The organism is Streptomyces sp. SYP-A7185 (assembly GCF_046103685.1).
Taxonomy (GTDB): Bacteria; Actinomycetota; Actinomycetes; order Streptomycetales; family Streptomycetaceae; genus Streptomyces.
The window spans coordinates 8,589,291-8,611,718 of sequence record NZ_CP122310.1; the positions used below are offsets into that span (position 1 = coordinate 8,589,291).

Consider the following 22,428-nt stretch of genomic DNA (forward strand, 5'->3'; position numbering starts at 1 on the left):
GGGCGTCCGGGGTGTCCGGGGCGCTCGTCGGGTCAGGCGTTCGCATGGTCGTTCCTTGCGGGGTGGTTCAGCGCGGGGTGGTCCGTCGCGTCGTGGTGCGGGTGGAGCCGGTCGCAGGTGAGCGGGGAAGGCACGGCGGCCGGCGACGGCTGCCGGAGCACGGCGGCGATCTGCGCCGCGTACGTGTCCAGGCCCTCGGCCCCGCTGCCGGGCAGGCCGGTCAGGCGCGGCAGCAGATCCCCGAAGGCGTTGACCTCGCCGACGGTGAACCGCCGCCAGCCGACGGCGGGCAGCAGGTCCACGCCGACGCAGAGCGTGCCGGGGAAGCAGGCGGCAGCCCGCTCGCAGACGGCCAGGGCCTCCGTCCAGCGCGCCCCCGCCGCTTCGACGGCCGCGGCCAGGTCCCCGCGCGCACCCCCGAGGTGGAGGTTGGTCAGGGGCGAGCCGCTCGTCCGGACGACGGCGTGCGTGGCCCGCCCGCCGATCACCACGATCCGCAGGTCGGCCACCCGGCCGTGCAGGGACGCCTTCGGCATCCAGCGCTCGACGTGCAGTCCGTCGGGTGCCAGCGCGTCGACGATCGCGGCGATCTCCCGCTCCTGCCGATAACGCCGCACCCGCAGGGAGTTGTGCAGCCGGCCGTCCGCCCGCTCCACGGACGTGGTCGCCTGCACGCGGCCCGCGCCGGCCGTCTCGACGGCGAGCACCCCGGACGCGGAGGACCCGTGGGCGAGCTTGACGAAGACCCGCGGCATGCGCTGCTCACGCATCAGCGCCCGTACGTCGTCCCAGCCGCGCACGGTCGCCGTCGTGCCTGAAGTGGGGGACGGCGGAACAGGGACGCCCGCGCGGGCGAGGACCTCGTGGCAGAGCCGCTTGTCGAAGAGCACGCGGAGGTCGTGCGGAGCGTCGAGCCGCAGCCCGCCGCTCAGCGACCCCACGGCCGCCATGAACCGCCCGTACCAGCGCGCGCTGCCCTCCACCCGCGTGGGATCGTCCAAGGCGCGCAGCGCCCGGTCCACGTCGGTGTTCTCCCCGGGTGATTCGAGCCGCACCACCTCGTCCGCGCCGAAGTCCACACCGCCCTCGCGCAGTACGTTCCGCCACGGCACGACGCGTGGCGCGGGCAGCCCGGCCTCCCGTACGGCCGCCGCGAACAGGGTCACCCGGCGGTTCTCCGGGTTGCCCACGACGGCGAACCGGGGTGCCGCACGCGGCCGTTCGTCATTCGCCGACGGCGACATAGCGGGCCTCCGATCGTTCGGCGGCGGCACGCCCGCGCCGGAGGTCCACCCGCACCCCGTGCGGTTCCAGCGCGAACCGGACGCGCTGGGTCATCGGGGCGGAGAGGAAGTGGTGGTGCAGGTCGAGTGTCCGCAGATGGGTCAGCGGCTGGCCGCCGAGCAGCGCGGCGGCGCCGTCGTCGCTCAGCGCTCCCATGGACAGTGCCAGGGAGTCCAGTTGCGGCACGACGGAGGCCCCGGCGACCGCCGCCGCGATCTCGTCCTGGATGTCGCTGTTCTGAAGGCCGAGGTGGCGCAGTGAGGGCATCCGCACGCCGGGCGCCAGGAGCGGGGCGATGTCCTCGATCGCGGTGTCGCCGCCGTACCAGGACGTGCCGAGCCACAGTTCCAGGTGGTCGAGCGCGGGAAACTCGCAGGCCCCCAGGGCCCGGACCGGAGCGGCGGGCAGCCCGCCCGATTCGAAGCGGAGCTCGCGCAGGGCCATATGGTGCACCGGCTCCAGGACGAGGCCCTCGCCGCCGCGCACCCCCAGCTTCTCCAGAAGGGGAAACGCCTTGAGGAGCGGCGTCAGATCACCCAGTCTGATCCAGGAGATCTCGAACTCTTCGGACAGCACGTCGGCGAGGAACAGGGCCCGCAGCCCCGTGAGTCTGTCCCGCGCGGCGCACAGCGACTCGATGACGGCGTCGATGCCGACGTCCTCGTACTCCTGCCACCACCGTCCGATGACCATCGCGCGCACCTTGTGCAGCGGCACGGAGTCCAGGAAGCGCTGCCACTGCTGCTCGAAGGTGATGTCGCCGTCTCCGTCCGTCCGGCCGAACCGCCAGGCGACCGACTCCGGCGAGGGCAGCGCCTCCCGGGGGCCGTCGCCCTCGCACGGGAAGGCGAACACCGGCAGGCCGTGGAACCAGTCGAGATGCGCCGTTCGATACCCCATGACGTCCCCCCTCTCTCTCGTCCTCCCTCAGGTCGTCGCTACTCGCCCACTGCCACGTAGCGCCACACGGTGCCGTCGTCCTCCGTGTACTCCTCCACGTCGTCCGGGTCGAGGTCCACTTCGACGCCTGCCGGTTCCAGCGACTCGCGCACGCGCGTGCGCACGGCCTCGCTCAGGAAGTTGTGGTGCATGTCGAGCTTCTTGAGATGGGTCAGCGGCTGTCCGGCCAGGAGCGCGGTGGCCCCCGCGTCCGTCAGCACGCCCATGGAGAGGTCGAGGACCTCCAGGCGGGCCACCACCGGCGCGGACGCCAGGGCCGCCGCGACGTCGTCCTGGATCTCGCTGTTGCGCAGGGCGAGATGTCGCAGCCGGGGCAGGCGGGTGCCCACGAGGAAGGGCTCCAGGTCCGCGACCGCGGCGTCGCCGCCGTACTCGGACGTGCCGAGCCACAGGTCCAGGTGCTCCAGGGCGGGCAGGTCGCTCCCGGCGATCCCGCGCACCACCTCGACCGGAAGCCCGCCCGTCTCGACGGTGAGCGACCGCAGCCGCTCGTGCCGCACGGCGGGGAACGCGAGGCCGTTGCCGCCGCGCACGGCGAATTCCTCCAAGGCGGGGAAGGCGTCAAGGAGCGGGGTGACACAGGCCTGGTTGATCCAGGAGATCTCGCACTCCTCCGCGTCCATGTCGCCCAGGAACAGGGCCCGCAGCTCCGGCATGCGCGGGCTCGCGTCGACCAGCGCGGCGATCACCTGACCCGGCCCGTTCTCGTAGGCGTCGCTCCACGCGCCCACGATGACCGCCCGCACCCGCGACACGTCGACGGCCGCGGTGAACCGCGCGAAAGCGGCCTCCCAGGCCTCGTCGCTGTCGTACGAGTCGACGGCGATGCGCCAGGCCACGGAGTCGGCCGCGGGCAGGGGCTCCGAGGACTTCTCGTCGAGCTGCGGGAACTCATGGATGGGCAGGCCGTGCCAGTGCTGTTGGTCGTCTCCGATGGTCATGTCCGCCCGCTCCCTTGCCCATGGCGCCGAACCGGCGCTCAACTGCGGCGATCCCACCTCTGTGCTGATCGGCCGATGTGCAGAATTTCTACCAAGCGCCACTGACAACGCCTCGCGCAGGGCCGCGAAGCCCGCCGGGAGGCCGCCGGGGACGGCTCGTGGCACCGCCCGGCGGCCGGAACCTGAGTATCAGCATCAATGTCAGACCCTCGCCGTACGGTCGGATCTCATGGGCGGTGCAGAGCGCGCCGCGGGGAGGGAACACCCATGTACCGGCAGGGAGATGTGCTCATCGTGCCCGTCGCGCAGTCGGCGCTGCCGCCGCGCGTCGAGGACGGTCCGCAGGAGCCGCGGGATGCCCGCGGCAGGCTCGTGCTGGCCCTCGGCGAGGTGACGGGGCACGCGCACGCCGTGGTCGGTCCGGGCCAACTGATGCGCGAGTCGGGCCCGTTCGGACCGATGCTGCTGCACCTGCCCGACGGCGGGCGGGTCGTCCACGAGGAGCACGCGGCGATTGCGCTGCCGAAGGGCTGGTACCGCGTGGTGCGCCAGCGTGAGTACGTGCCGGGTTCCGTGCGCCTGGTGGCCGACTGATGGAGCACGGGCCGGAGCGACGCGGAGCAGCCGGGAGCGGAAAGCGCGAGGGGGACGACATGGGAGCGGATGGGATGTCGGCGGGGGAGCGGGCGCTGGAGCGGCCGGCGGATCGGTCGGCGGATCGGTCGGCGGATCGGCCGGTGGACCGGGAGGTGTCGCGGGAACGGCCGCCGATGCAGGCGCCGTCGGGTGATGCCGACGTGACGCGGTGGCGGCGGGCGGTGGCCGCCACCGGCCCAGCCGACCGTGCGGCGGCCGAGGCGGGCGTGCGTCTGGCCTACCGCAGGGCCGGGCTGCCCGAGCCCGAGCGCATCCTCTGGGCCGCTTCCCCTCTCGAAGCCGTGCGGCGCGTGACGGCGGAGCGGGACGGCCTGGGCCGCAGCGTCCGTGACGCGGTCCGCAGCCGGCCCTGGGCGTCCGAGCGGGCCTCCGTGCACGCGCGGCTGGGGCCGGGCGGCTGGTCCGAGCACTGGAACGCCACCGGCGCCCGGCTCTGGGACATCACCCAGGCCCTCGCCTCCCGCATCCGTACGGGCGTGGTGGAGGAGCTGACGGACGGCGACCACACGGCGGAGACGGCCGTCCGGCTCGTCCTGCTGGATGCCGTGCTGGGCCAGCACGAGGCGGCCTGGCTGTGCGCGTTCGACACCTCCGAGGGCAGTCCGCTGGACGGCTTGGCGGCGGTGGCCCGCGCGGCGGGCTGGTGGTGGCCCTTCGAGCGGGTGGCGATCGTCTGCGAACGCCCCCTGGAACTGCACCGCGACGAGGCCGGCCGCCTGGACCGCGCGGACGGCCCCGCGCTCGCCTTCCCCGACGGGTTCGCGCTGCACGCCTGGCGCGGCATGCCGGTGCCGGAAGAGTTCCTGGGCGAACTCTCCGCGCTGACCCCCGAGCGCATCGGCGCCGAGGAGAACGCCGAACTGCGCCGCGTCATGCTGGAGCACTACGGCTACGACCGCTATCTGGACGAGTCGGGCGCGGTCCCCGTGCACCGCGACGAGACCGGCGTGCTCTGGCGCGTCGAACTGGCCGGAGACGAGGACGTGGTGATGGTCGAGGTGGTCAACTCCACGCCGGAGCCGGACGGCACGCGCCGTACGTACTGGCTGCGCGTGCCGCCCGCCACGCGGACGGCCAGGGAGGGCGTGGCGTGGACCTTCGGCCTCCACGCGGACGTCTACGAGCCGGTGCGCCAGACCTGACGCGGAGCGGGGCCCGGTGGGTGCGCTCAGCTCCCGGCGGCGTACCGCCAGAAGTCCCGCATCAGGTCGGGGAAGCTGGGGCCGCCCATCTGCAACTGGCTGAACATGATCGTGACGGCGCCGGTGGCGGGGACGATGTGGGCGGTCGTGCCGGTTCCGCCGACCCAGCCGTAGCGCCCCGGCACGTTCCAGGGTTCGACCGCCTCGACGTCCACGGAGCCGCCAAAGCCCCAGCCCATGCCTTCGAGGAAGAGCCCGGCGGACCGCCGTTCGGCGGTGGTGAGGTGATTGGTGGTCATCTGCCGCACCGAGCCGTCCGTGAGCAGCCGGGTCCCGCCGCCGGCCGTGCCCCCGGCGAGCAGCATCCGCCCGAAGGCGAGCCAGTCGTCGACGGTCGACACCAGACCGCCGGCGCCGGACGGGAACGGAGGCGGGCTGCTCCACTGCCCGTCGGGGGCGTCGAGCAGTTCGAGGCCGCTGCGGGGATCACGTTCGGGCCCGGCCTCGGCCCCGGCCGCGTAATAGCTGGTGAACCGGTCGAGTTTGCCGGGCGGCACCGAGAACGCGGTGTCGGTCATCCCCAGCGGCTCGAACAGCCGCTCGGCGAGGAAGTCGGGCAGCGACGCCCCCGTGACGCGGGAGATCAGCACGCCCTGGAGGTCGGAGCTGAGGTTGTAGAGCCAGCCCTCGCCGGGCTGGTGCAGGAGCGGGATCCGGGAGAGCGCGGCCAGCCACTCGTCGGTCGCCGGAGGGGCCTGCGGCTGCGGCGGCCCCTGCTTCAGTTCGCTGAACAGCGGGGCGAGCGCGGGCAGCGTGAAGTCGGACGGGAATCCGTACCCCGTACGGGAGGTGAGCAGGTGGGACACGGTGATGGGGCGCACGGCCGGGACCACGTCGTCCACCGGTGCGTCCGGAGTGCGGACGACGCTCGGCGACGCCAGCTCCGGAAGCCACCGCCCGACCGGATCGTCCAGCGCGATCCGGCCCTCCTCCACCAGCATCAGCACGGCGGCGGCGACGATCGGTTTGGTCAGCGAGGCGATACGGAACAGGGAGTCCCTGGCCATCGGAGCGGTGCCCTCGACGTCGACGGACCCGACGGCCGCGACTTCCTCGCTCCGGTCGCCGCGGGCCACCAGGCCCACCGCTCCCGCCACGGAGCTGTTGCTGACGTGCGTCTCCAGAGTCTTTCGCAGATCGGCCATGGGTCCACCATCGCAGCCCGCACCCGCTCCGCGGCGATCATTCCGAGGGTCTTGGTCTGGCGCGCTGGTTGGCATGGAAGCGCGCCTTCTTCTGGCGGTTCCCGCACGTGTTCATGTCGCACCACTTGCGGGTGCGGCTCTGGCTGGTGTCGAAGAAGGCGGCCCGGCAGGTCGGTGACGCGCACAGGGCCAGTTTTCCGTCGCGTTCACCCGCGATGACGCTGATCGCGTCGGCGGCGATCACGCCGAGGGCGTCCTCCACGCGGGAGGGCGAACTGAGCTGCCAGCGCCGCCGGCCGTCGGGCGTCAGGATCGCCGCGGCCCGGCCCCCGGCACTGAAGTCGTTGATGACGTGGACCGCGGTCGCGGGCAGCGCGTCCCGGAGGGCGGCGGCCGTCGCGGCGGCGTGAATCGACTCCCTCAGGTCCCGGGCGAGATCGAGCTGGGCCGGGGTGCAGGAGTCCACGGTGAGGCCGTTGACCGCGAGCCAGTCGACCAGTCGGTGCGGCACGGGAATGCGTTCGACGGCGTCGCCGTGACGCTCCGACAGCGTCCCGGTGAAGCTGGTCGCCAGCACGGTGCCGAGGCGGAAGTCAGGAAACGCGGCAGACATGGAACCACCTTAGCCGGTTGCGGGTCCGGCCCGCGGACTGCTAGAACCGTCTTAGCCGGTTCTCGACAGGTCGGGGCCGGTTCCGCGACGGCCAGGAGGTGCCATGCCCCGCCCGACCAGCGACCGACAAGACGCGCAACCCCCGCGAGACGTGAAAGAAGTACGGGACGCGCAAGACGTACGAGACGCGCAACTCCCGCGAGACGTGCAAGACGTGCAACCCCCGCACGACGCGCAGGGCGTGCGAGACCCGCAAGGCGTACAGGCGTTTGAGGCCCACGCACCCGACGCCGAGCTCGACGATCTGCGCGCACGGCTGGCCGCCGCACGCCTTCCGGAGGCCGAGACGGTCTGCGGTGCCGCGCCCGGCGCCGGCCGTTGGGCACAGGGCGTTCCTCGCGCCGACCTCGTCGATGTCGTGCACTACTGGCGTACCGGTTACGACTGGCGGTCGTTCGAAGAGCGCCTCAACCAGATCGGCCAGTTCCGCACGGTCATCGACGGTCTGGGAATCCACTTCCTGCACCGCCGCTCCGCGCGCGCGGACGCCACGCCTCTGATCTTGACGCACGGCTGGCCGGGCAGCGTCGCCGAGTTCGTCGACGTGGTGGACGACCTGGCGGACCCGGAGAGCGCGGACGCCCCGGCGTTCCACGTCGTGGTCCCGTCACTGCCGGGATTCGGCTACAGCGACAAGCCGGCCACCACCGGCTGGGGGATCGAGAAGATCGCGGCCGCCTGGGTGGAACTGATGGGGAGGCTCGGCTACGGCAGGTTCTTGGCCCACGGCGGGGACTGGGGAGGCAACATCACCACGGTGCTCGGCGGCAGGTTCCCGGAGCACGTCCTCGGCATCCACACGCTGTTCGCGGAGGCGCCGCCCGGGTTGAGCACGGACGGCCTGACGGAGGTCGAGCGCGGGTGGGCGGAGGAGACCCGTCACTTCTGGCGCCACCGCGCGGCGTACGCGAAGCAGCAGGCGACCCGCCCGCAGACCATCGGCTACGCGCTCGTCGACTCACCGGTGGGGCTTCTCGCCTGGATCCTCGACAAGTTCGCCGAATGGTCGGACACCGAGGACAGCCCCTTCGAGACGCTGTCTCTCGACCGGGTGCTCGACGACGTCACCCTGTACTGGCTGACGCGAACCGGCGCCTCGGCCGCCCGTATCTACTACGAGAGCCACAACTCCCTCGACCCCGGCCTGCGGGTCGACGTCCCGTCGGCCGTCACCATGTACCCCCGCGACACCGAGAAGTCGCCGCGTCCCTGGGCGCAGGAGCGGTACCGCCAAATCGTCCGGTGGCAGTCGCCCGAACGCGGTGGTCATTTCCCGTCGCTGGAGGTTCCCGGGTATTTCGTCGACGATCTGCGCGAGGGCCTCGCGGCCGTGCTGGCCGCCCCTCGGTGAACGGGGAGACGCGAGAGCCCGGCCCGCCGGTCCGACGGCGTGATGACGCCGTCGGACCGGCGGACCGGGCGGGGGTGGTGTGGGGGAACCACCCGTCAGGGCTCAGCCCTTGATGTTCACGTCGATGCAGGCGTAGAAGGCGTTGGAGGTGTCGGCGACGTTCCACACCGCGAGCACCTTCTGCTTGCCGGTCAGTCCGCCGAAGTCGACCTTGTGCGTGACGGTCGCGCCCGGCTGGGCGCCTCCGTCGTCGACTTCAGCGATCTTGTTGCCGCCGACGAAGTACTGCCAGGTGCTGGTGCTGTGACGTGCCGTCAGCTTCCAGCTGAACTCCTGCGACGAGCCGACGTCGGTGGCCTTCCAGCCCTTGCTGTCGTCGTCCAGTTCGGCGAACCGCGTGTTCCCACCGCTGCACGTCGTCTGCCCCTTGGGGCCTTCGACGCTCTGGGGTTCATGGGTGATCTCTCCGCAGGACACGGTGCCTGCCGCGCACTGTGCCTGACGGCTCGGGGGCGAGGAGACGTAGCCGTGTGCGCTGGCCGGGGTGACGGAGGCCAGGACGAGCAGGGGCGCGAATCCCGCGCCCAGAGCGGCTGCCAGTTTCTGCTTCTTGTTCATCGCTGTTCCCTCTGAGTGGGGGATGAGGGGCAAGAGCCGGCCGGGCGCCTCGGTCGGCTCATTGGCCTAGACCATACGCGTTGTCGGTGCCCAGTCAACCCTGCAAGTGGTGTCCGTGGTGCGGGAGTTGCACGAAACGGAACACTTGAGACCGGGACCCCGCATGGCCTCTTCATGGCCGAAGGTGTCGCCCGACAAGACGCTGAGACATGTGACCGAGACAGAAGGCCATTCTGCGGCTCATCCGATCTCCCTAGGGTCGAGGACATCAGCGGTTGAGGACATCAACCGGATGCTCCATCGAACGAGACCCAGGAGATCCACCATGCGCGCAGTGATCCAGAAGTCCATCGGCGGCCCCGAGGTCCTCGAAGTCGTGACGACCGAGCGGCCCGAGCCGCTGGCGGGCGAGGTCCTCGTCAAAGTGCACGCCGGCGCCGTCAACCCGGTCGACGTGGCCGTCCGGGCCGGCGCCCTGCCGCTGCTCGGCGAGCCGCCGTTCGGCGTGGGCTGGGACATCTCCGGCGTGGTCGAAGAGGCGGGCCCCGGCGCCGGGTTCGCGGTGGGCGACGAGGTGTACGGCATGCCGCACTTCCCCCGCGCCGCCACCGGATACGCCGAGTACGTCGTCGCGCCGTCCGGCCAGCTCGCCCGCAAGCCCGCCTCGCTCGACCACGTGCACGCCGCTGCCGTGCCCCTCGCGGCGCTCACCGCCTGGCAGGGCCTGGTGGGGGCGGCGGACGTCAAGGAAGGCGACCGGGTCCTGATCCAGCGCGCCGCAGGCGGCGTGGGCCACTTCGCCGTGCAGATCGCCAAGGCCCGGGGCGCACACGTGATCGCGATAGCCAGCGCGGCCCGGCACGATTTCGTACGCGGCCTCGGCGCCGACGAGATCATCGACTACCGCACCACCGACTTCACCGAGGCCGCCAAGGACGTCGACGTCTTCCTCGACTCCACGGCACAGGGCGATCGCTCGCTGGGCGTGGTGCGCCCCGGCGGCGTACTCATCACCATCCTGGAACACGGTGACAAGGAGCTCGCCGCACGCGTCGAGGCCGCCGGACGGCGCTTCGCCGGAGTCATGGTCGCACCCGACGCCGCCGGGCTCGAAGCCGTCGCGGAGCTGATCGACGCGGGCCTGGTCCGTCCTTACGTGGAGGAGACGTTCCCGCTGGCGGAGGCAGGCAAGGCACACGAACTGGTCGCCTCGGGGCACGTACAGGGCAAGATTGTCCTGACGGTCTGAACGGGCCGGGCGGTCTGATCGGTCTGAACGGGCCGGACGGGACGGACCGGCCGCCCGGGGCAGGACGGTCCGAGGGCGGCGGTCCCGGCGGGGCGGCCGGATCAGGAGACCCGCGGCGGGCCGGCCGAACAAGCCGACCGCGGCGGGTGGCACCAGGAAAGGGCGAGGCCGGATGGACATCCTCACCGAGGCGCTGGCCTCGATGCGCACCGGGCACCCGGCATCCGTGCGGACGAACGGCCGCGCCCCCTGGGGCCTGCGGCTGCCTCCCGTCGCGGGCGCCGGATTCCACGTGGTCCTGTACGGGACCTGCTGGCTGGTCCCGCTGCCCGACGCGTCCGCGCACCTGGAGCCGATTCCGCTGAACGCCGGGGACGTGGTCTTCCTGCGCGACGGGCGGGGCCACATCCTGGCCGACCAGCCCACCACCCCGGCGGACGAACTCAAGGCCGCGCAATTCCACGGCAGTTCCCCGATCGGCTCGGTCACGCTGGGCGGCGAGGGCGCCGAGACCAGCCTGCTGTGCGGCAACTACCACCTGGACCAGGGCCGCCCGCATCCCCTGGTGCGCCAGCTGCCCGAGGTGATCCATCTGCCGACCCGGCACGGCCGCCACCCCGAGCTGAGCGCCGCCGTCCAACTCCTCGGCACCGAGCTGGAGAACCCGCGCATCGGCTCCGACGGCATCGTGCCCACCCTGATCGACTCGCTGCTCCTCTACATCCTGCGGGCCTGGCTGGACGATCAGCCGTCGGCCACGGCTCAGGGCTGGGCGGCGGCCCTGAGCGACTCGGCGGTCGCCCCCGCCCTGACCGCCATGCACGACGACCGCGCGGCCTCGTGGACGGTCGAGTCCCTCGCGGTGCGGGCCGGCCTGTCCCGTGCCGCGTTCGCCCGGCGGTTCGCCGCGCTGGTCGGCGAACCGCCGATGTCCTATCTGACCCGGTGGCGCATGACGACCGCCGCCCGCATGCTGCGGGAGTCCGACGCCCCGCTGACCACGGTCGCCGCCCGCACCGGATACGGCTCGGAGTTCGCCTTCGCCAAAGCCTTCAAGCGCGAGTACGGCCTGGCGCCGGGCGGCTACCGGCGCCAGAGCCGGGCGGCCTGAGACGGCCTGACGGCCCCGGACGTCGGTCGCGCCCGACGCCCGTCTGCGTGCCGCCGGGCCGAGGGGCTCACACGGCCACGGCGACGGCCGCCGTCACCCCGACCACCACGATCAGCCCGCGCAGCACGGCGGGGGAGAGGCGGCGGCCCACCCGCGCCCCGACGAGACCGCCCAGGGTCGCACCGGCGGCGATCACCCCGGCCACCGTCCAGTCGACCGTCGTCACCGCGATGAAGATGACCGCGGCGACGCCGTTCACGATGCACGCGAGGACGTTCTTGACGGCGTTCAGGCGCTGGAGGTCGTCGCGGAGGAACGAGCCGAACAAGCCCATGAGCAGCACTCCTTGGGCCGCGCCGAAGTAGCCGCCGTAGACGCCGGTGACCATGACACCGGCCCACAGGGGAGCGCCGCCGTCCGCCCGGCCGCGCGCGTCGCGCCGCGCGAGCCACTTCTGGATACGCGGCTGCAACAGCACCAGCACGCAGGCGAGCAGGATGAGCACCGGCACCGCGGAGCGGAACGTGTCGGCGGACAGCTTCAGGAGCAGCACGGCGCCCACCACACCGCCCAGGAGCGAGGCGAGACCGAGCTTGAGGAGGCGGCGCCGCTGGCCCTTGAGCTCGGCGCGATAGCCGTACGCCGCGCTGAGGACGCCCGGGACGAGGCCGATGGTGTTGGAGACGTTGGCCAGCACCGGCGGGTATCCGAAGGCGAGCAGGGTGGGGAAGGTGATCAGGGTGCCGGAGCCGACCACCGCGTTGATGCCGCCTGCCGCGACGGCCGCGGCGGCTATGGCCGCTGTCTCGAGTGCCTGCATGGATCACCCTTCCCGGGACGGTCGGCGTACCGGAGTGCGGGCAGCCCGGGACGGAGAAGACTGGTGCGAAGAAGCCTGGCCCGTGCCGACGGGTCGGCACCCGGTCCCGTCCGCCCGCCCTCCGGATGACGTGCGGGCCGGGCCGGGTTGCCGCCCTGGGCCCGCAAAGATCGTCCCGCCCATCCGACACCCAAGTCAATCCTCGGATTTCCTTGCAGACCCCCAAGCGGTAGCTTCACTCCTCATGACTCTGGACGACCTACGTGTCTTCGTCGCCGTCTGCCGGACGGGCAGCCTCAGCGCCGTCGCCCGCGACCTCTCCTGTACGCAGCCCGCGGTCAGCCAGCACATCCGGCGCCTGGAGCGGGAGCTGGGGCTCAGCCTGCTCGAACGCCACCCGCGCGGAGTCGTCCCCACACCGGCCGGACTGCTCCTGCACAACGCGGCGGCCGGGGGCCTCGGCGACATCGACCACGCCCTGCGGCGGCTGCGCGACCTGGCGCGCGGCGAGGCCGGATCGGTACGCATCACCACCGGCGCCACCACGGTGCGGCACTTCATGTCCGACGCGATCGTGGCCTTCCGCCGGCGCCATCCTCGGGTGAGCCTCGAATTCGAGACCGCGCATTCCAGCCGCGGCTGCTTCGACGCCCTCATCGCGGGCGGCCTCGATCTGGCCTGGATCACCCTGGGCGCCCCGGTGAAGGGCATCGAGCAACGCCCCGTCATCGAACTCCCCTGGGTGCTGGCCGTCCACCGCGATGACCCGCTGGCAGGCGAGGAGCGGATCACCACCGCTGACCTGGCCGGGATCCAGCTGATCGGTCTCCCCGAGAGCACGACGTCCCGCGCGCGCCTGGACGCCTGGTTCACCGAGCGCGGCATCAGGCCGGCCTCCGACACCAGCGTCGCCGACTGGGACACCGCCCTCCTGCTCGCCGAACTGGGCCTGGGTCACGCGATCGTGCCCGATCTGCCGGGCTGGCGGGGGCCCGGCCACCCCGATCTGCGGCTGATCCCCATCCCGGACCTGCCCACGCTGTGGACCGGCTGGGCGGTACGCCGCTGGGACGCGCTGTCCCCCTTGGCCAAGGCCTTCGCCGACACGGTCAGTCACAACTGCCCGGGCGCACGCGTGCCCCCGCAGGGGACGGGGGACCCGGAGGAGATTGTCGGTGCCCGTCTGTAGCGTTCGGTGAGTGGCCGATGACAGCGTGATCGGGTGCCGGGGTCACCACGAAGGGGGAGGGGCATGGCTGTTGTCGAGGGTGACGGCTGGGCGGGTCTCGGTCCGGAAGGCTGGCGGGACCACGCGCTGATCCGTGACCGCCTGGAGCGCGGCGCCGACCCGCATGTGTGCGGCAGCGGCCGTCCGCTGCACTTGGCCGCGCTGTTCGGCACACCGGAAGTGGTCGCCGAGCTGGCCCGGCGCGTGGACGACGTCGACGCGGCGGAGGAGGGCCGCCCCGCCCTGTGGACGGCGGTCCTGGCGAACCGCGCGGACAACGCCCGTGTCCTGACCGCCGCCGGTGCCGACCCGTGGCGGATCGTCCGGGCGGACTGGTCGCCGGGGCGGCTCAGCCTGGCCGGGCCGACGCCCGGCCTCTTCAGGGTGCCGGTCGGTGAGCGCGGCCTGACCCCGGCGGAGTCGGCCGCCGCGACGGAAGGCAGACGGCTGACCGCCGCTCTGGGCGATCTCGACGTGGAGGGCACGGGCCTGGCGTGCGTGGCCGGGATCGACGCGGCCGAGGCCGCGCGCCGCCTCGGGGCGCAGCCCCGCGAAGACCCGGAGCTGGACGAACTCCTGGAGGACCCCTTGGCGCACGACATGGAGGAGTCCCCGCGGATCGTCGGGGCCACCGACGTCCCGGGCGGCTGTGTCGTCACCCAGCCGTGGGGGTCCGCACCCACGATGCCCGGCGTGCAGCGGCTGCTCTCCGCGGGCACCGTCTGTTACGGCCTCTACGCCCACCCCAAGAGCGGCGCCCAGGGCAGCGTCGCCCGGGACGGCGTCATCGAGGGCTGGGACCTGCACCCGGGAGGCGATCCCGATGCGGACGACTCCTCGTGGGAGGTCCTCGCCTCCTACCTTTACCGCGACAACGCCGTCGCCTACGCCTGCGCGTATGTGGGCCTGCGGCCGGCCGACGCCCGCGCCGTCACCGGCCCGCCCGACCTGTGGCTCAAGCTGCCCCGGCGCGACTATTACCCGTGAGGGACCGTCACCCGTGACACTGCCGTGCCTCAGCCCTTGAGGCCGACCGTCGCGCACGCCGCCTTGAGCTCAGGCGTGCAGATCTCCTTGACCTTGTAGATGCCGTCCTCGATGACCGTGGACTTGATGGTGTCCCGGGTCAGGGGGCGGACGGAGACCAGGAGGGAGGGGATGTTCTTCGTGGTGGCGTTCTCGGACCTGTCCCCGGCCAGGGCGTCGTACTCGACCATGCGGCCCTGGGCGATCCGGACCGCCATCTGCGCGGCGCCCACGGCCTCTTCGGGGTAGGGCTTGTAGACGCTCATGTACTGGTCGCCCGTGACGATCCGCTGCACGGCCGGCAGCTCCGCGTCCTGGCCGGTGACCGGCGGCAGGTCGGTGACGCCCGCGGCCTTGAGTGCCTTGATCGCGCCGCCCGCCATGCCGTCGTTGGCGGAGTAGACGGCGGCGATGTCGTCCTTGCCGATCGCGGTGATCGCGTCGGTCATGTGCTCGCCCGCGATCTGCGGCTTCCAGCCCTCGGTGTCGTACGACTTGGCGATCTCCACCTGGTTCTGGAGCTGGGAGAGCGCGCCTTCCTTGAAGACGGGGGCGTTCGGGTCGGTCGTCGCACCGTTGATCATGACGACCTTGCTGTTCTTGCGGTTGGCGCCGAGCGCCTTGAGGATCGCCTGGCCCTGGACCTGGCCGACCAGTTCGTTGTCGAAGGCCACGTAGCCGGAGACGGGGCCCTCGGCGAGACGGTCGTAGGCGATGACGGGGATGTCCGCTTCCTTCGCCTTCTCGACCGCGGGAGCGAGCTTCTTCGCGTTCACCGCGCTCACCAGGATCACGTCGACCTTGTCGGCCACCATCTGGTCGAGCTGGCCGCTCTGCTTGTCGGCGTCCCCTTCGGCGTTGGCGTAGACGAGCTTGCCCTTGCCGTTGGTGAGCTTGGTGACCTGCTTCTCGATGATGGGGTGGTCGAACTTCTCGTAGCGGGCCGTCTCCTTCTCGGGCAGGAGCAGGCCGACGGTGACCGCGTCGCCCTTCCTCTTGTTCTGCTCTTTCCCGTCGTCCGAGCCGAGCAGGCTGCCGCATGCGGCCAGCGAGAGTGCCAGGGCGCTCACTGATACGGCGACGGTGGCTTCACGCATACGGGTTCTCATTCGCCCACTTCCTCGATCGAACCGCTCCGTTGTGGTCCGAGATGGCTGAAAGCCAACCTCGGAGGGTTCCCGGCGTCAAGGAGTCAACACATAACGAGATTGCAATGGAATATGCCTTTCAGTCTTGAACTGTCCCGCATTGACACGTGCCAACCTCCAGGGCCGCACGCTGCGACGGAGCGCCGGGGGTGATCCCGCCGGAGAACGGGCGGACGGATGTGTCGCCACTTGTCGTCGTTACGGTGCTTCGTCCGCCCGCGCGGCCGTTCGTCACCCTGCGTGACCTGCTGTCCGGCGGGTCATTTCCCGACCTCCGGCGAGACCTGGGGTCCGCGATTTTCCGCAATGTGGTGGGGCTCTGAGCCGGTCGGGCGAAATAAGTAGTGGTTGGCCGCGCCGCGACGGCCATCTCGTGCTACTGTTGATCGTAGTTGCAGTTGTGGTTCCCATAAGACTTCAAGTGCTTTGGTGGATCTATTCCGCCCGGGCACTTTTGTATTTCCGGGAGAAGTTTCCCGGACGGGGCAATCAACGTGGCGACGCCGGGGTCCGCACAGTGCGGGTCTCGGAGCTTGCCCCGAAGGAGATATTTAGTATGGCTACTGGCACCGTGAAGTGGTTCAACTCGGAAAAGGGCTTCGGCTTCATCGAGCAGGAGGGTGGCGGCCCGGACGTCTTCGCCCACTACTCGAACATCGCCACCCAGGGCTTCCGTGAGCTTCAGGAAGGCCAGAAGGTGAACTTCGATGTCACTCAGGGCCAGAAGGGCCCGCAGGCCGAGAACATCGTTCCTGCCTGACGCTGAAGCGTAAAACGACGCTGGTGCCCGCACCTCACGGTGCGGGCACCAGCTCGTTGCTGTTTACAGAAGTTTGTCTTTTATTCGGCTCGTGCTTGCAATTCGTTCGGTTGAAATCCACCGAGAATTCCTCGATGCGTGCCATATCGAGGAAGGTTCTCCATGAACCGTTCAGCTCGCACGAACGACCGCTATTCCACTCCCCGTAACGGCGGCGGATCCCGCGGCGCGAACCCCCGCAAGGGTGGCGGCGCCCGGCCCGGCAACCGCCCCGGCGGCCAGGGGCGCCGCCCCGCCGCCCCGCAGGGCGAGTTCGCCCTGCCGGTCACCATCACCCCGGGCCTGCCCGCGGTGGAGACCTTCGCCGAGCTCGAAATGCCGGCCCCGCTCCTGAAGACCCTCACCGGCCTCGGCGTGACCGAGCCGTTCCCGATCCAGGCGGCCACGCTGCCCAACGCGCTCGCGGGCCGGGACGTCCTGGGCCGCGGCCGCACCGGTTCCGGCAAGACCCTCGCCTTCGGGCTGCCGCTCCTCGTGCGCCTCGAAGGCCGACGCGCCGAGTCGAAGCGCCCCCTCGCGATGGTCCTCGTGCCCACCCGGGAGCTCGCCCAGCAGGTCACCGAGGCCCTCACTCCGTACGCCCGGGCACTGAAGCTGCGTATCGCCACCGTGGTCGGCGGCATGTCGATCGGCCGGCAGGCCGGAGCCCTGCGCGCCGGTGCCGAGGTCGTCGTCGCCACGCCCGGCCGCCTCAAGGACCTCATCGAGCGCAAGGACTGCCGCCTGGACCGGGTGAGCATCACCGTCCTGGACGAGGCCGACCAGATGGCCGACATGGGCTTCATGCCCCAGGTCACCGAACTGCTCGACCAGGTCCGCCCCGACGGTCAGCGCATGCTGTTCTCGGCCACCCTCGACCGCAACGTCGACCTCCTGGTGCGCAGCTACCTCCACGACCCGGTCGTGCACTCCGTCGACCCCTCCAAGGGTGCCGTCACCACGATGGAGCACCACGAACTGCACGTGCACGGCGCCGACAAGATGGCCGCCGCCACCGAGATCGCGGCCCGCGACGGCCGAGTGATCATGTTCCTGGACACCAAGCACGCCGTCGACCAGTTCACCAAGCACCTGATGGGCAGCGGCGTACGGGCCGCCGCACTGCACGGCGGCAAGTCGCAGCCCCAGCGGACCCGCACCCTCGCCCAGTTCAAGAGCGGCGCGGTGACGGTCCTGGTGGCCACGAACGTCGCGGCCCGCGGCATCCACGTCGACAACCTCGATCTCGTGGTCAACGTCGACCCGCCCATCGACCACAAGGACTACCTCCACCGCGGCGGCCGCACGGCCCGCGCCGGTGAGTCCGGCAGCGTCGTCACCCTGGTGACGCCCAACCAGCGCCGCGACATGAGCCGCCTGATGTCCGCCGCCGGGATCCGGCCGCAGATCACCCAGGTGCGTTCCGGCGAGGCCGAGTTGAGCCGCATCACCGGCGCGAAGGCCCCCTCCGGGGTGCCGATCGCCGGCAGCGCGCCCAGCACGGAGCGCCCCAAGCGCGGTGGCGCCCCCTTCCGGGGGATGGGCACGCGGCCGGGGCAGCCCGGGCGCTCGGGCGGCGGCTCCCGCCGGACCGCCGAATCCCGCGAGATGGCCGAGGCCCGCAAGGCGGCGCGCGTGCGTCGCGCTGCCTGAGTGATCTGAGTGACCTGAGGGATCTGAGTGACCTGAGGGATCTGAGTGGCTCGATTGGCTTGAGCGAGATGCTCGGCCTGATCGAGTCGTAGACCAAGAGGTGGCGCTGCCGGCGCCGGAACACGTCCATGGCGTGGCTGGAACCACGAGAGAGGCCTTCTCCGCGAGTGCGGAGAAGGCCTCTCTTTGTCGTTTCGCCGGGCGCCACAGCGGGATCGCCGACGCGAGGGACGCCTGTACGGAAGCTTGTGCAGATGCCTGTACGGCTAGCTGATTTGCCTAAAGGTATTAGGCAAATGCATAATGGGTTATGCCGAAGAGGCGTAGGGCTTCAAGGGCTCGCAGAGTGCAGGGAAGAAAGGGTGACGGCGATGGTGCGCGCAGGTCTGACCGCGGAGCGCTTGGCCCAGGCCGGCGCCGAGCTGGCCGATGAGGTCGGCTTCGAGCAGGTGACCGTCTCGGCGCTCGCCCGCCGCTTCGACGTCAAGGTCGCGAGCCTGTACTCGCACGTGAAGAGCTCGCACGACCTCAAGACGCGGATCGCCCTGCTCTCCCTGGAGGAGCTCGCCGACCGCTGCGCCGCCGCGCTGGCCGGGCGGGCCGGGAAGGACGCGCTGACCGCGTTCGCCGACGTCTACCGCGACTACGCCCGGGAGCACCCCGGCCGCTACGCCGCGACCCGGCTGCGGCTCGATCCGGAGACGGCGGCCGCCAGTGCGGGGGTCAGGCACGCGCAGATGACGCGGGCGATCCTGCGCGGCTACGACCTGACGGAGCCCGACCAGACCCACGCGGTCCGGATGCTGGGCAGCGTCTTCCACGGTTACGTCAGCCTGGAGCTGGCGGGGGGCTTCAGTCACAGCGAACCCGACTCGCAGGAGACATGGGCACGCGTTCTGGACGCGCTCGACGCCCTGCTGCGGAACTGGCCCGAGGCCTGACGGGCCTGACCGCTCGACATCCGGGGCCCGCGGGCCCGCAGGGCCCCGTGGACCTACGGGCCGCCCCCGTAGACCCGAGTACCGGTACCGCCCCTGGCGGGAGCCCTCGCGCTTCGGCACACCGTCGGCGCTTCCCGGCCGCCCAGAAACCACGATCATCAGTAGGTGGAGACCATGAACACCGAGCACAACCGGATCACCACACCCGTCACGACGCCCATCACCGCGGACCTCCTGCGCGGCGCCCTCGACCTGGAGCGCACCGCCCATGGCGTCCTGCCGCACCGGCTCCCCGCATGGGCCCGCGCGCAGTACTTCGACGGGCAGTTGGCCATGGCGGAGTCCCAACCCTCCGGTGTCCGCCTCGCCTTCCGTACCCGGGCCACCGTCATCGAACTGGACACGCTGCCCACCAAGCGGGACTACGTGGGCGCCCCGCCCCGCCCGGAGGGCCTGTACGACCTGCTCGTCGACGGCCGCCTCGCCGGACAGGCATCGGTCAGCGGCGGCAACACCCTGACCATCGACATGACCGCCGGAACCATGGAGAACCGGTCCGGCCCGGTCGGCACCCTCCGCTTCGCCGACCTGCCCGACACCGCCAAGGACATCGAGATCTGGCTGCCGCACAACGAGACGACCGAACTCGTCGAGCTGCGCACCGACGCACCCGTCGAGCCCGCGCCCGCGCGGGACCGCAAGGTGTGGCTGCACCACGGCAGTTCGATCAGCCACGGTTCCGACGCCGCGAGCCCCACCACCACGTGGCCCGCTCTCGCCGCTTCCCTCGGCGGTGTGGAACTGATCAACCTCGGGTTCGGCGGCAGCGCGCTCCTCGACCCCTTCACCGCCCGCACCCTGCGGGACACCCCGGCCGACCTGATCAGCATCAAGATCGGCATCAACGTGGTCAACGCCGACCTGATGCGCCTACGCGCCTTCGGCCCCGCGGTCCACGGTTTCCTCGACACCATCCGTGAAGGCCGGCCCCGTACGCCGCTGTTGGTCGTCTCGCCCGTACTGTGCCCCATCCACGAGGACACACCGGGCCCCAGCGCGCCGGACTTCAGCGATCTCAGCTCCGGACGGCTTCAGTTCATCGCCATGGGTGATCCCGCGGAGCGCGCGAGCGGGAAGCTGACCCTGAGCGTCATCCGCGAGGAGCTGGCCCGGATCGTGGAGCAGCGGTCGGCGGAGGACCCCAACCTGTACTACCTCGACGGACGTGAGCTGTACGGGGATGCCGACTCCGCCGAGTTTCCGCTGCCCGACCAGATCCATCCGGACGCCGCCACTCACCGCCTCATGGGCGAACGGTTCGCCAAGCTGGCGTTCGAGGGCGAGGGTGCTTTCGCGGGCCGAGAGGGTTAAGGCGGGACCACCTCTGCCGCGCAGGTGGCTTACCCGAGGTCGGCGCGGGTCTTCGCTCCTCGGGCGAGCAGCCACTGGACGATGTCGTCACCGCTCTGACCGGCATCCTGCGGGCCGGGGAGATCCTGTCCGCGGGCGGCGGCCTGGGCGCGGGCGATGTCCAGGGGCGTCATGCCGTCGTACCCGATCCAGTTCACGTCCGCTCCCTGCTCCAACAGGAGCCGGGCGGTGGGGAGTCGGCCTCCGTGGCAGGCGCCCCAGAAGGCGCTGGTGATCTCGGACCGCGTGGGGGAGTCGGGGGCGGCCAGGAAGGTCTCCACCTGATCGAGCAGGCCAAGGGTGGCCGCGTCCTGAAGGTCGGCGCGGGCGCCCAGTTCCAGGAGTCTGCGGGCCGCCCGCCACTGCCCGAAGCCGCGCGCGTCGGCGAGCGGAGTGCCGCCGCCGATGACCGCGCCGGAGGCCTCGATGTCGGCGCCCGCCGCGACGAGGGCGTCCACCGCGGTGACGTCGTCATTGCTGGCGGCCCAGTGCAGAGGCGTCTCGGTGTGGGCGCCGACGAAACGGGCGTCGGGATCGGCGCCGGCCGCGACCAGGGTGGCGATGACCGCCTCGGCGTGCGGGTGGTGCCCCGGCCAGTCGGTGGCGACGTGCAGCAGACTCCGCCGTCCCGCGGCGGGACCGTCCTTGCTGATCCGGCCGGCGGCCAGCGCGGGGTGGGTGGCCAGGAGGTGCCGCAGCGCGTGGACGTCACCGCTCCGGATCGCCTCGGTCACCGAGATGGCCAGGGGGTCGGTGGAGTCGAGGACGGCCACGGGCGTATCCCTGGGGTTGTTCGTGGGGCTGTCCATGTGACTGTCCTTGTGACTGTTCGTGGGGCAGTCCATAAGAAGAGGCCTCCTGCTCGATCGGTATGGTCCAGACCTATTGACGGCAGGTCTGGACCTCTTTACGGTGTGGCGCGTCGCACCACTTACGTCTCCAGGCACCGCAGTCCAGGAGGTAAGCGTGTCATCCCGAACCTCTCCCCACGCTCCCGCACGCACTTCCCGCCGCCCCCGTCCCCGCCTTCTGGCTGCCGGCCTGGCGATGGCTTTCGCCGTACCGATGCTCATGGGTGCCGCGTACGTCGATGGGGCAGGGCAGGACCGCCAGGACACCAGAACCGTGGCCCAGCGGGCCGCCGCACAAGCCGCCCAAGCCGCCCAAGCCGCGCACGCGAGCCGTGGCGCGCAGGCCGACACGTGCGCGGTCAAGTCGAAGCCCGCCGGGAAGGTGCTCCAGGGGTACTGGGAGAACTGGGACGGTGCCGCCAACGGCGTGCATCCGCCGTTCGGTTGGACCCCGATCACCGACACCCGGATCCGTGACCACGGCTACAACGTGATCAATGCGGCGTTCCCCGTGATCCGCTCCGACGGCACCGTCCTGTGGGAAGACGGCATGGACGCGACGGTGAAGGTCGCCACACCGGCCGAGATGTGCCAGGCCAAGGCGAACGGCGCCACGATCCTGATGTCGATCGGCGGCGCGGCGGCGGGCATCGACCTCAGCTCCAGCAAGGTCGCCGACCGCTTCGTCGAGACGGTGGTGCCGATCCTGAAGAAGTACAACTTCGACGGCATCGACATCGACATCGAGACCGGCCTCGTCGGCAGCGGCAACATCAACCAGCTCTCCGCCTCGCAGTCCAACCTCATCCGCATCATCGACGGCGTCCTGGCCCGCATGCCGTCCAACTTCGGCCTGACGATGGCACCCGAGACGGCGTACGTCACCGGGGGCAGCGTGGTCTACGGCTCGATCTGGGGCGCGTACCTCCCCATCGTGAAGAAGTACGCGGACAACGGCCGCCTCTGGTGGCTGAACATGCAGTACTACAACGGCAGCATGTACGGCTGCTCCGGCGACTCCTACTCCGCCGGCACCGTCCAGGGATTCACCGCGCAGACGGACTGCCTGAACAAGGGCCTGGTCATCCAAGGCACGACGATCAAGGTCCCCTACGACAAACAGGTCCCGGGCCTCCCCGCCCAACCGGGCGCGGGCGGCGGCCACATGCCCCCGAACCTGGTGACCCAGGCGTGGAACCACTACAACGGCGCACTGAAGGGCCTGATGACCTGGTCCATCAACTGGGACGGCGCAAAGGGCTGGACGTTCGGCGACAACGTGAAGCGGCTCTTCTAGCGCGGTCTGCCGAGACTGACAAACATGCTGAACATCTCCGGCTTGGGATCAAACGGCGCAGTCG

Annotated in this window: 21 protein-coding genes; 12 read left to right on the plus strand and 9 right to left on the minus strand. The window is 71.2% G+C overall.

The features are described 5' to 3' along the window. Nucleotides 1–32 precede the first annotated feature (32 nt). From QBL25_RS37625 to QBL25_RS37635, 3 genes are read right to left on the minus strand one after another with little or no spacing between them, the layout of a single operon-like run. Nucleotides 33–1,244, minus strand: coding sequence for an STM4014 family protein (locus tag QBL25_RS37625; protein ID WP_409061432.1), 1,212 nt, complete (start codon nt 1,242–1,244; stop codon nt 33–35). Then, complete coding sequence (locus tag QBL25_RS37630; RefSeq protein WP_409061433.1) at nt 1,225–2,184, minus strand: STM4015 family protein; 960 nt, start codon at nt 2,182–2,184, stop codon at nt 1,225–1,227. The genes QBL25_RS37625 and QBL25_RS37630 overlap by 20 nt, the downstream gene beginning before the upstream one ends. 38 nt (nt 2,185–2,222) lie before the next feature. Continuing rightward, nucleotides 2,223–3,185 carry an STM4015 family protein gene (locus QBL25_RS37635; protein WP_409061434.1) on the minus strand — a complete coding sequence of 321 codons (963 nt, stop codon included), beginning with the start codon at nt 3,183–3,185 and terminating at the stop codon, nt 2,223–2,225. Nucleotides 3,186–3,452: 267 nt separating this feature from the next. Here QBL25_RS37635 and QBL25_RS37640 point away from each other — a divergent pair, with 267 nt between their 5' ends. Both QBL25_RS37640 and QBL25_RS37645 read left to right on the plus strand, forming a co-directional pair. Next, the gene (locus QBL25_RS37640; protein ID WP_409061435.1) at nt 3,453–3,779 is read left to right on the plus strand and encodes a hypothetical protein; all 327 of its coding nucleotides are present in this window, start codon (nt 3,453–3,455) and stop codon (nt 3,777–3,779) included. Nucleotides 3,780–3,955: 176 nt separating this feature from the next. Continuing rightward, nucleotides 3,956–4,984 (plus strand): DUF6745 domain-containing protein, encoded by a 1,029-nt coding sequence (locus tag QBL25_RS37645; RefSeq protein WP_409061436.1) that lies wholly within the window; start codon nt 3,956–3,958, stop codon nt 4,982–4,984. 26 nt (nt 4,985–5,010) lie between these two features. On the opposite strand, the gene QBL25_RS37650 is transcribed toward QBL25_RS37645, so the two are convergent. After that, nucleotides 5,011–6,189, minus strand: coding sequence for a serine hydrolase domain-containing protein (locus QBL25_RS37650; RefSeq protein WP_409061437.1), 1,179 nt, complete (start codon nt 6,187–6,189; stop codon nt 5,011–5,013). Between the two features lie 37 nt (nt 6,190–6,226). After that, nucleotides 6,227–6,802 carry a CGNR zinc finger domain-containing protein gene (locus QBL25_RS37655; RefSeq protein ID WP_409061438.1) on the minus strand — a complete coding sequence of 192 codons (576 nt, stop codon included), beginning with the start codon at nt 6,800–6,802 and terminating at the stop codon, nt 6,227–6,229. Between the two features lie 214 nt (nt 6,803–7,016). Between QBL25_RS37655 and QBL25_RS37660 the strand changes: the two genes are divergently transcribed. Next, nucleotides 7,017–8,213: an epoxide hydrolase family protein gene (locus QBL25_RS37660; RefSeq protein WP_409061439.1), complete on the plus strand. Its 1,197-nt coding sequence runs from the start codon at nt 7,017–7,019 to the stop codon at nt 8,211–8,213. A 102-nt stretch (nt 8,214–8,315) separates the two neighbouring features. Here QBL25_RS37660 and QBL25_RS37665 read toward each other — a convergent pair whose 3' ends face one another. Then, complete coding sequence (locus QBL25_RS37665) at nt 8,316–8,831, minus strand: lytic polysaccharide monooxygenase auxiliary activity family 9 protein (protein WP_409061440.1); 516 nt, start codon at nt 8,829–8,831, stop codon at nt 8,316–8,318. A gap of 325 nt (nt 8,832–9,156) precedes the next feature. On the opposite strand from QBL25_RS37665, the gene QBL25_RS37670 reads away from it, so the two are divergent. Together QBL25_RS37670 and QBL25_RS37675 are read left to right on the plus strand one after the other, a co-directional pair. Next, nucleotides 9,157–10,080, plus strand: coding sequence for an NADP-dependent oxidoreductase (locus tag QBL25_RS37670; protein WP_409061441.1), 924 nt, complete (start codon nt 9,157–9,159; stop codon nt 10,078–10,080). A gap of 172 nt (nt 10,081–10,252) precedes the next feature. After that, nucleotides 10,253–11,191: an AraC family transcriptional regulator gene (locus tag QBL25_RS37675; RefSeq protein ID WP_409061442.1), complete on the plus strand. Its 939-nt coding sequence runs from the start codon at nt 10,253–10,255 to the stop codon at nt 11,189–11,191. Nucleotides 11,192–11,258: 67 nt separating this feature from the next. Here the strand turns inward: QBL25_RS37675 and QBL25_RS37680 are convergent, their stop codons facing one another. Further along, nucleotides 11,259–12,011, minus strand: coding sequence for a sulfite exporter TauE/SafE family protein (locus tag QBL25_RS37680; RefSeq protein WP_409061443.1), 753 nt, complete (start codon nt 12,009–12,011; stop codon nt 11,259–11,261). 244 nt (nt 12,012–12,255) lie between these two features. Here QBL25_RS37680 and QBL25_RS37685 point away from each other — a divergent pair, with 244 nt between their 5' ends. After that, entirely contained in the window at nt 12,256–13,200 is a 945-nt protein-coding gene (locus QBL25_RS37685) for a LysR family transcriptional regulator (RefSeq protein WP_409061444.1), read from the plus strand. A 63-nt stretch (nt 13,201–13,263) separates the two neighbouring features. Further along, nucleotides 13,264–14,226, plus strand: a complete 963-nt coding sequence (locus tag QBL25_RS37690; protein WP_409061445.1) for an ankyrin repeat domain-containing protein — start codon at nt 13,264–13,266, stop codon at nt 14,224–14,226. 29 nt (nt 14,227–14,255) lie between these two features. Here the strand turns inward: QBL25_RS37690 and QBL25_RS37695 are convergent, their stop codons facing one another. Further along, entirely contained in the window at nt 14,256–15,362 is a 1,107-nt protein-coding gene (locus QBL25_RS37695; RefSeq protein ID WP_409061446.1) for a sugar ABC transporter substrate-binding protein, read from the minus strand. Nucleotides 15,363–15,969: 607 nt separating this feature from the next. Between QBL25_RS37695 and QBL25_RS37700 the strand changes: the two genes are divergently transcribed. The 4 genes from QBL25_RS37700 to QBL25_RS37715 all read left to right on the plus strand — a co-directional run bounded on the left by QBL25_RS37700 (nt 15,970) and on the right by QBL25_RS37715 (nt 20,177). Further along, nucleotides 15,970–16,173, plus strand: coding sequence for a cold-shock protein (locus QBL25_RS37700; RefSeq protein WP_100598391.1), 204 nt, complete (start codon nt 15,970–15,972; stop codon nt 16,171–16,173). Nucleotides 16,174–16,335: 162 nt separating this feature from the next. After that, nucleotides 16,336–17,865 carry a DEAD/DEAH box helicase gene (locus QBL25_RS37705; RefSeq protein WP_409061447.1) on the plus strand — a complete coding sequence of 510 codons (1,530 nt, stop codon included), beginning with the start codon at nt 16,336–16,338 and terminating at the stop codon, nt 17,863–17,865. Between the two features lie 371 nt (nt 17,866–18,236). After that, nucleotides 18,237–18,806 (plus strand): TetR/AcrR family transcriptional regulator, encoded by a 570-nt coding sequence (locus tag QBL25_RS37710; RefSeq protein ID WP_409061448.1) that lies wholly within the window; start codon nt 18,237–18,239, stop codon nt 18,804–18,806. Nucleotides 18,807–18,980: 174 nt separating this feature from the next. After that, nucleotides 18,981–20,177 carry a GDSL-type esterase/lipase family protein gene (locus QBL25_RS37715; protein ID WP_409061449.1) on the plus strand — a complete coding sequence of 399 codons (1,197 nt, stop codon included), beginning with the start codon at nt 18,981–18,983 and terminating at the stop codon, nt 20,175–20,177. Nucleotides 20,178–20,206: 29 nt separating this feature from the next. Here the strand turns inward: QBL25_RS37715 and QBL25_RS37720 are convergent, their stop codons facing one another. Then, entirely contained in the window at nt 20,207–21,025 is an 819-nt protein-coding gene (locus QBL25_RS37720; RefSeq protein ID WP_409061450.1) for an ankyrin repeat domain-containing protein, read from the minus strand. A gap of 238 nt (nt 21,026–21,263) precedes the next feature. Here QBL25_RS37720 and QBL25_RS37725 point away from each other — a divergent pair, with 238 nt between their 5' ends. Then, the gene (locus QBL25_RS37725; RefSeq protein ID WP_409061451.1) at nt 21,264–22,364 is read left to right on the plus strand and encodes a chitinase; all 1,101 of its coding nucleotides are present in this window, start codon (nt 21,264–21,266) and stop codon (nt 22,362–22,364) included. The last annotated feature ends 64 nt before the right edge of the window (nt 22,365–22,428 follow it).

What these genes read in the sequence shown, in the direction of transcription:
- QBL25_RS37625 (WP_409061432.1), bottom strand. Translation starts at nt 1,244, where the DNA reads ATGTCGCCGTCGGCGAATGACGAACGGCCGCGTGCGGCACCCCGGTTC.
- QBL25_RS37655 (WP_409061438.1), bottom strand. Translation starts at nt 6,802, where the DNA reads ATGTCTGCCGCGTTTCCTGACTTCCGCCTCGGCACCGTGCTGGCGACC.
- QBL25_RS37720 (WP_409061450.1), bottom strand. Translation starts at nt 21,025, where the DNA reads ATGGACAGCCCCACGAACAACCCCAGGGATACGCCCGTGGCCGTCCTC.
- QBL25_RS37630 (WP_409061433.1), bottom strand. Translation starts at nt 2,184, where the DNA reads ATGGGGTATCGAACGGCGCATCTCGACTGGTTCCACGGCCTGCCGGTG.
- QBL25_RS37685 (WP_409061444.1), top strand. Translation starts at nt 12,256, where the DNA reads ATGACTCTGGACGACCTACGTGTCTTCGTCGCCGTCTGCCGGACGGGC.
- QBL25_RS37715 (WP_409061449.1), top strand. Translation starts at nt 18,981, where the DNA reads ATGAACACCGAGCACAACCGGATCACCACACCCGTCACGACGCCCATC.
- QBL25_RS37665 (WP_409061440.1), bottom strand. Translation starts at nt 8,831, where the DNA reads ATGAACAAGAAGCAGAAACTGGCAGCCGCTCTGGGCGCGGGATTCGCG.
- QBL25_RS37650 (WP_409061437.1), bottom strand. Translation starts at nt 6,189, where the DNA reads ATGGCCGATCTGCGAAAGACTCTGGAGACGCACGTCAGCAACAGCTCC.
- QBL25_RS37705 (WP_409061447.1), top strand. Translation starts at nt 16,336, where the DNA reads ATGAACCGTTCAGCTCGCACGAACGACCGCTATTCCACTCCCCGTAAC.
- QBL25_RS37635 (WP_409061434.1), bottom strand. Translation starts at nt 3,185, where the DNA reads ATGACCATCGGAGACGACCAACAGCACTGGCACGGCCTGCCCATCCAT.
- QBL25_RS37690 (WP_409061445.1), top strand. Translation starts at nt 13,264, where the DNA reads ATGGCTGTTGTCGAGGGTGACGGCTGGGCGGGTCTCGGTCCGGAAGGC.
- QBL25_RS37710 (WP_409061448.1), top strand. Translation starts at nt 18,237, where the DNA reads ATGGTGCGCGCAGGTCTGACCGCGGAGCGCTTGGCCCAGGCCGGCGCC.
- QBL25_RS37725 (WP_409061451.1), top strand. Translation starts at nt 21,264, where the DNA reads ATGGCTTTCGCCGTACCGATGCTCATGGGTGCCGCGTACGTCGATGGG.
- QBL25_RS37675 (WP_409061442.1), top strand. Translation starts at nt 10,253, where the DNA reads ATGGACATCCTCACCGAGGCGCTGGCCTCGATGCGCACCGGGCACCCG.
- QBL25_RS37680 (WP_409061443.1), bottom strand. Translation starts at nt 12,011, where the DNA reads ATGCAGGCACTCGAGACAGCGGCCATAGCCGCCGCGGCCGTCGCGGCA.
- QBL25_RS37700 (WP_100598391.1), top strand. Translation starts at nt 15,970, where the DNA reads ATGGCTACTGGCACCGTGAAGTGGTTCAACTCGGAAAAGGGCTTCGGC.
- QBL25_RS37645 (WP_409061436.1), top strand. Translation starts at nt 3,956, where the DNA reads ATGCAGGCGCCGTCGGGTGATGCCGACGTGACGCGGTGGCGGCGGGCG.
- QBL25_RS37695 (WP_409061446.1), bottom strand. Translation starts at nt 15,362, where the DNA reads ATGCGTGAAGCCACCGTCGCCGTATCAGTGAGCGCCCTGGCACTCTCG.
- QBL25_RS37640 (WP_409061435.1), top strand. Translation starts at nt 3,453, where the DNA reads ATGTACCGGCAGGGAGATGTGCTCATCGTGCCCGTCGCGCAGTCGGCG.
- QBL25_RS37670 (WP_409061441.1), top strand. Translation starts at nt 9,157, where the DNA reads ATGCGCGCAGTGATCCAGAAGTCCATCGGCGGCCCCGAGGTCCTCGAA.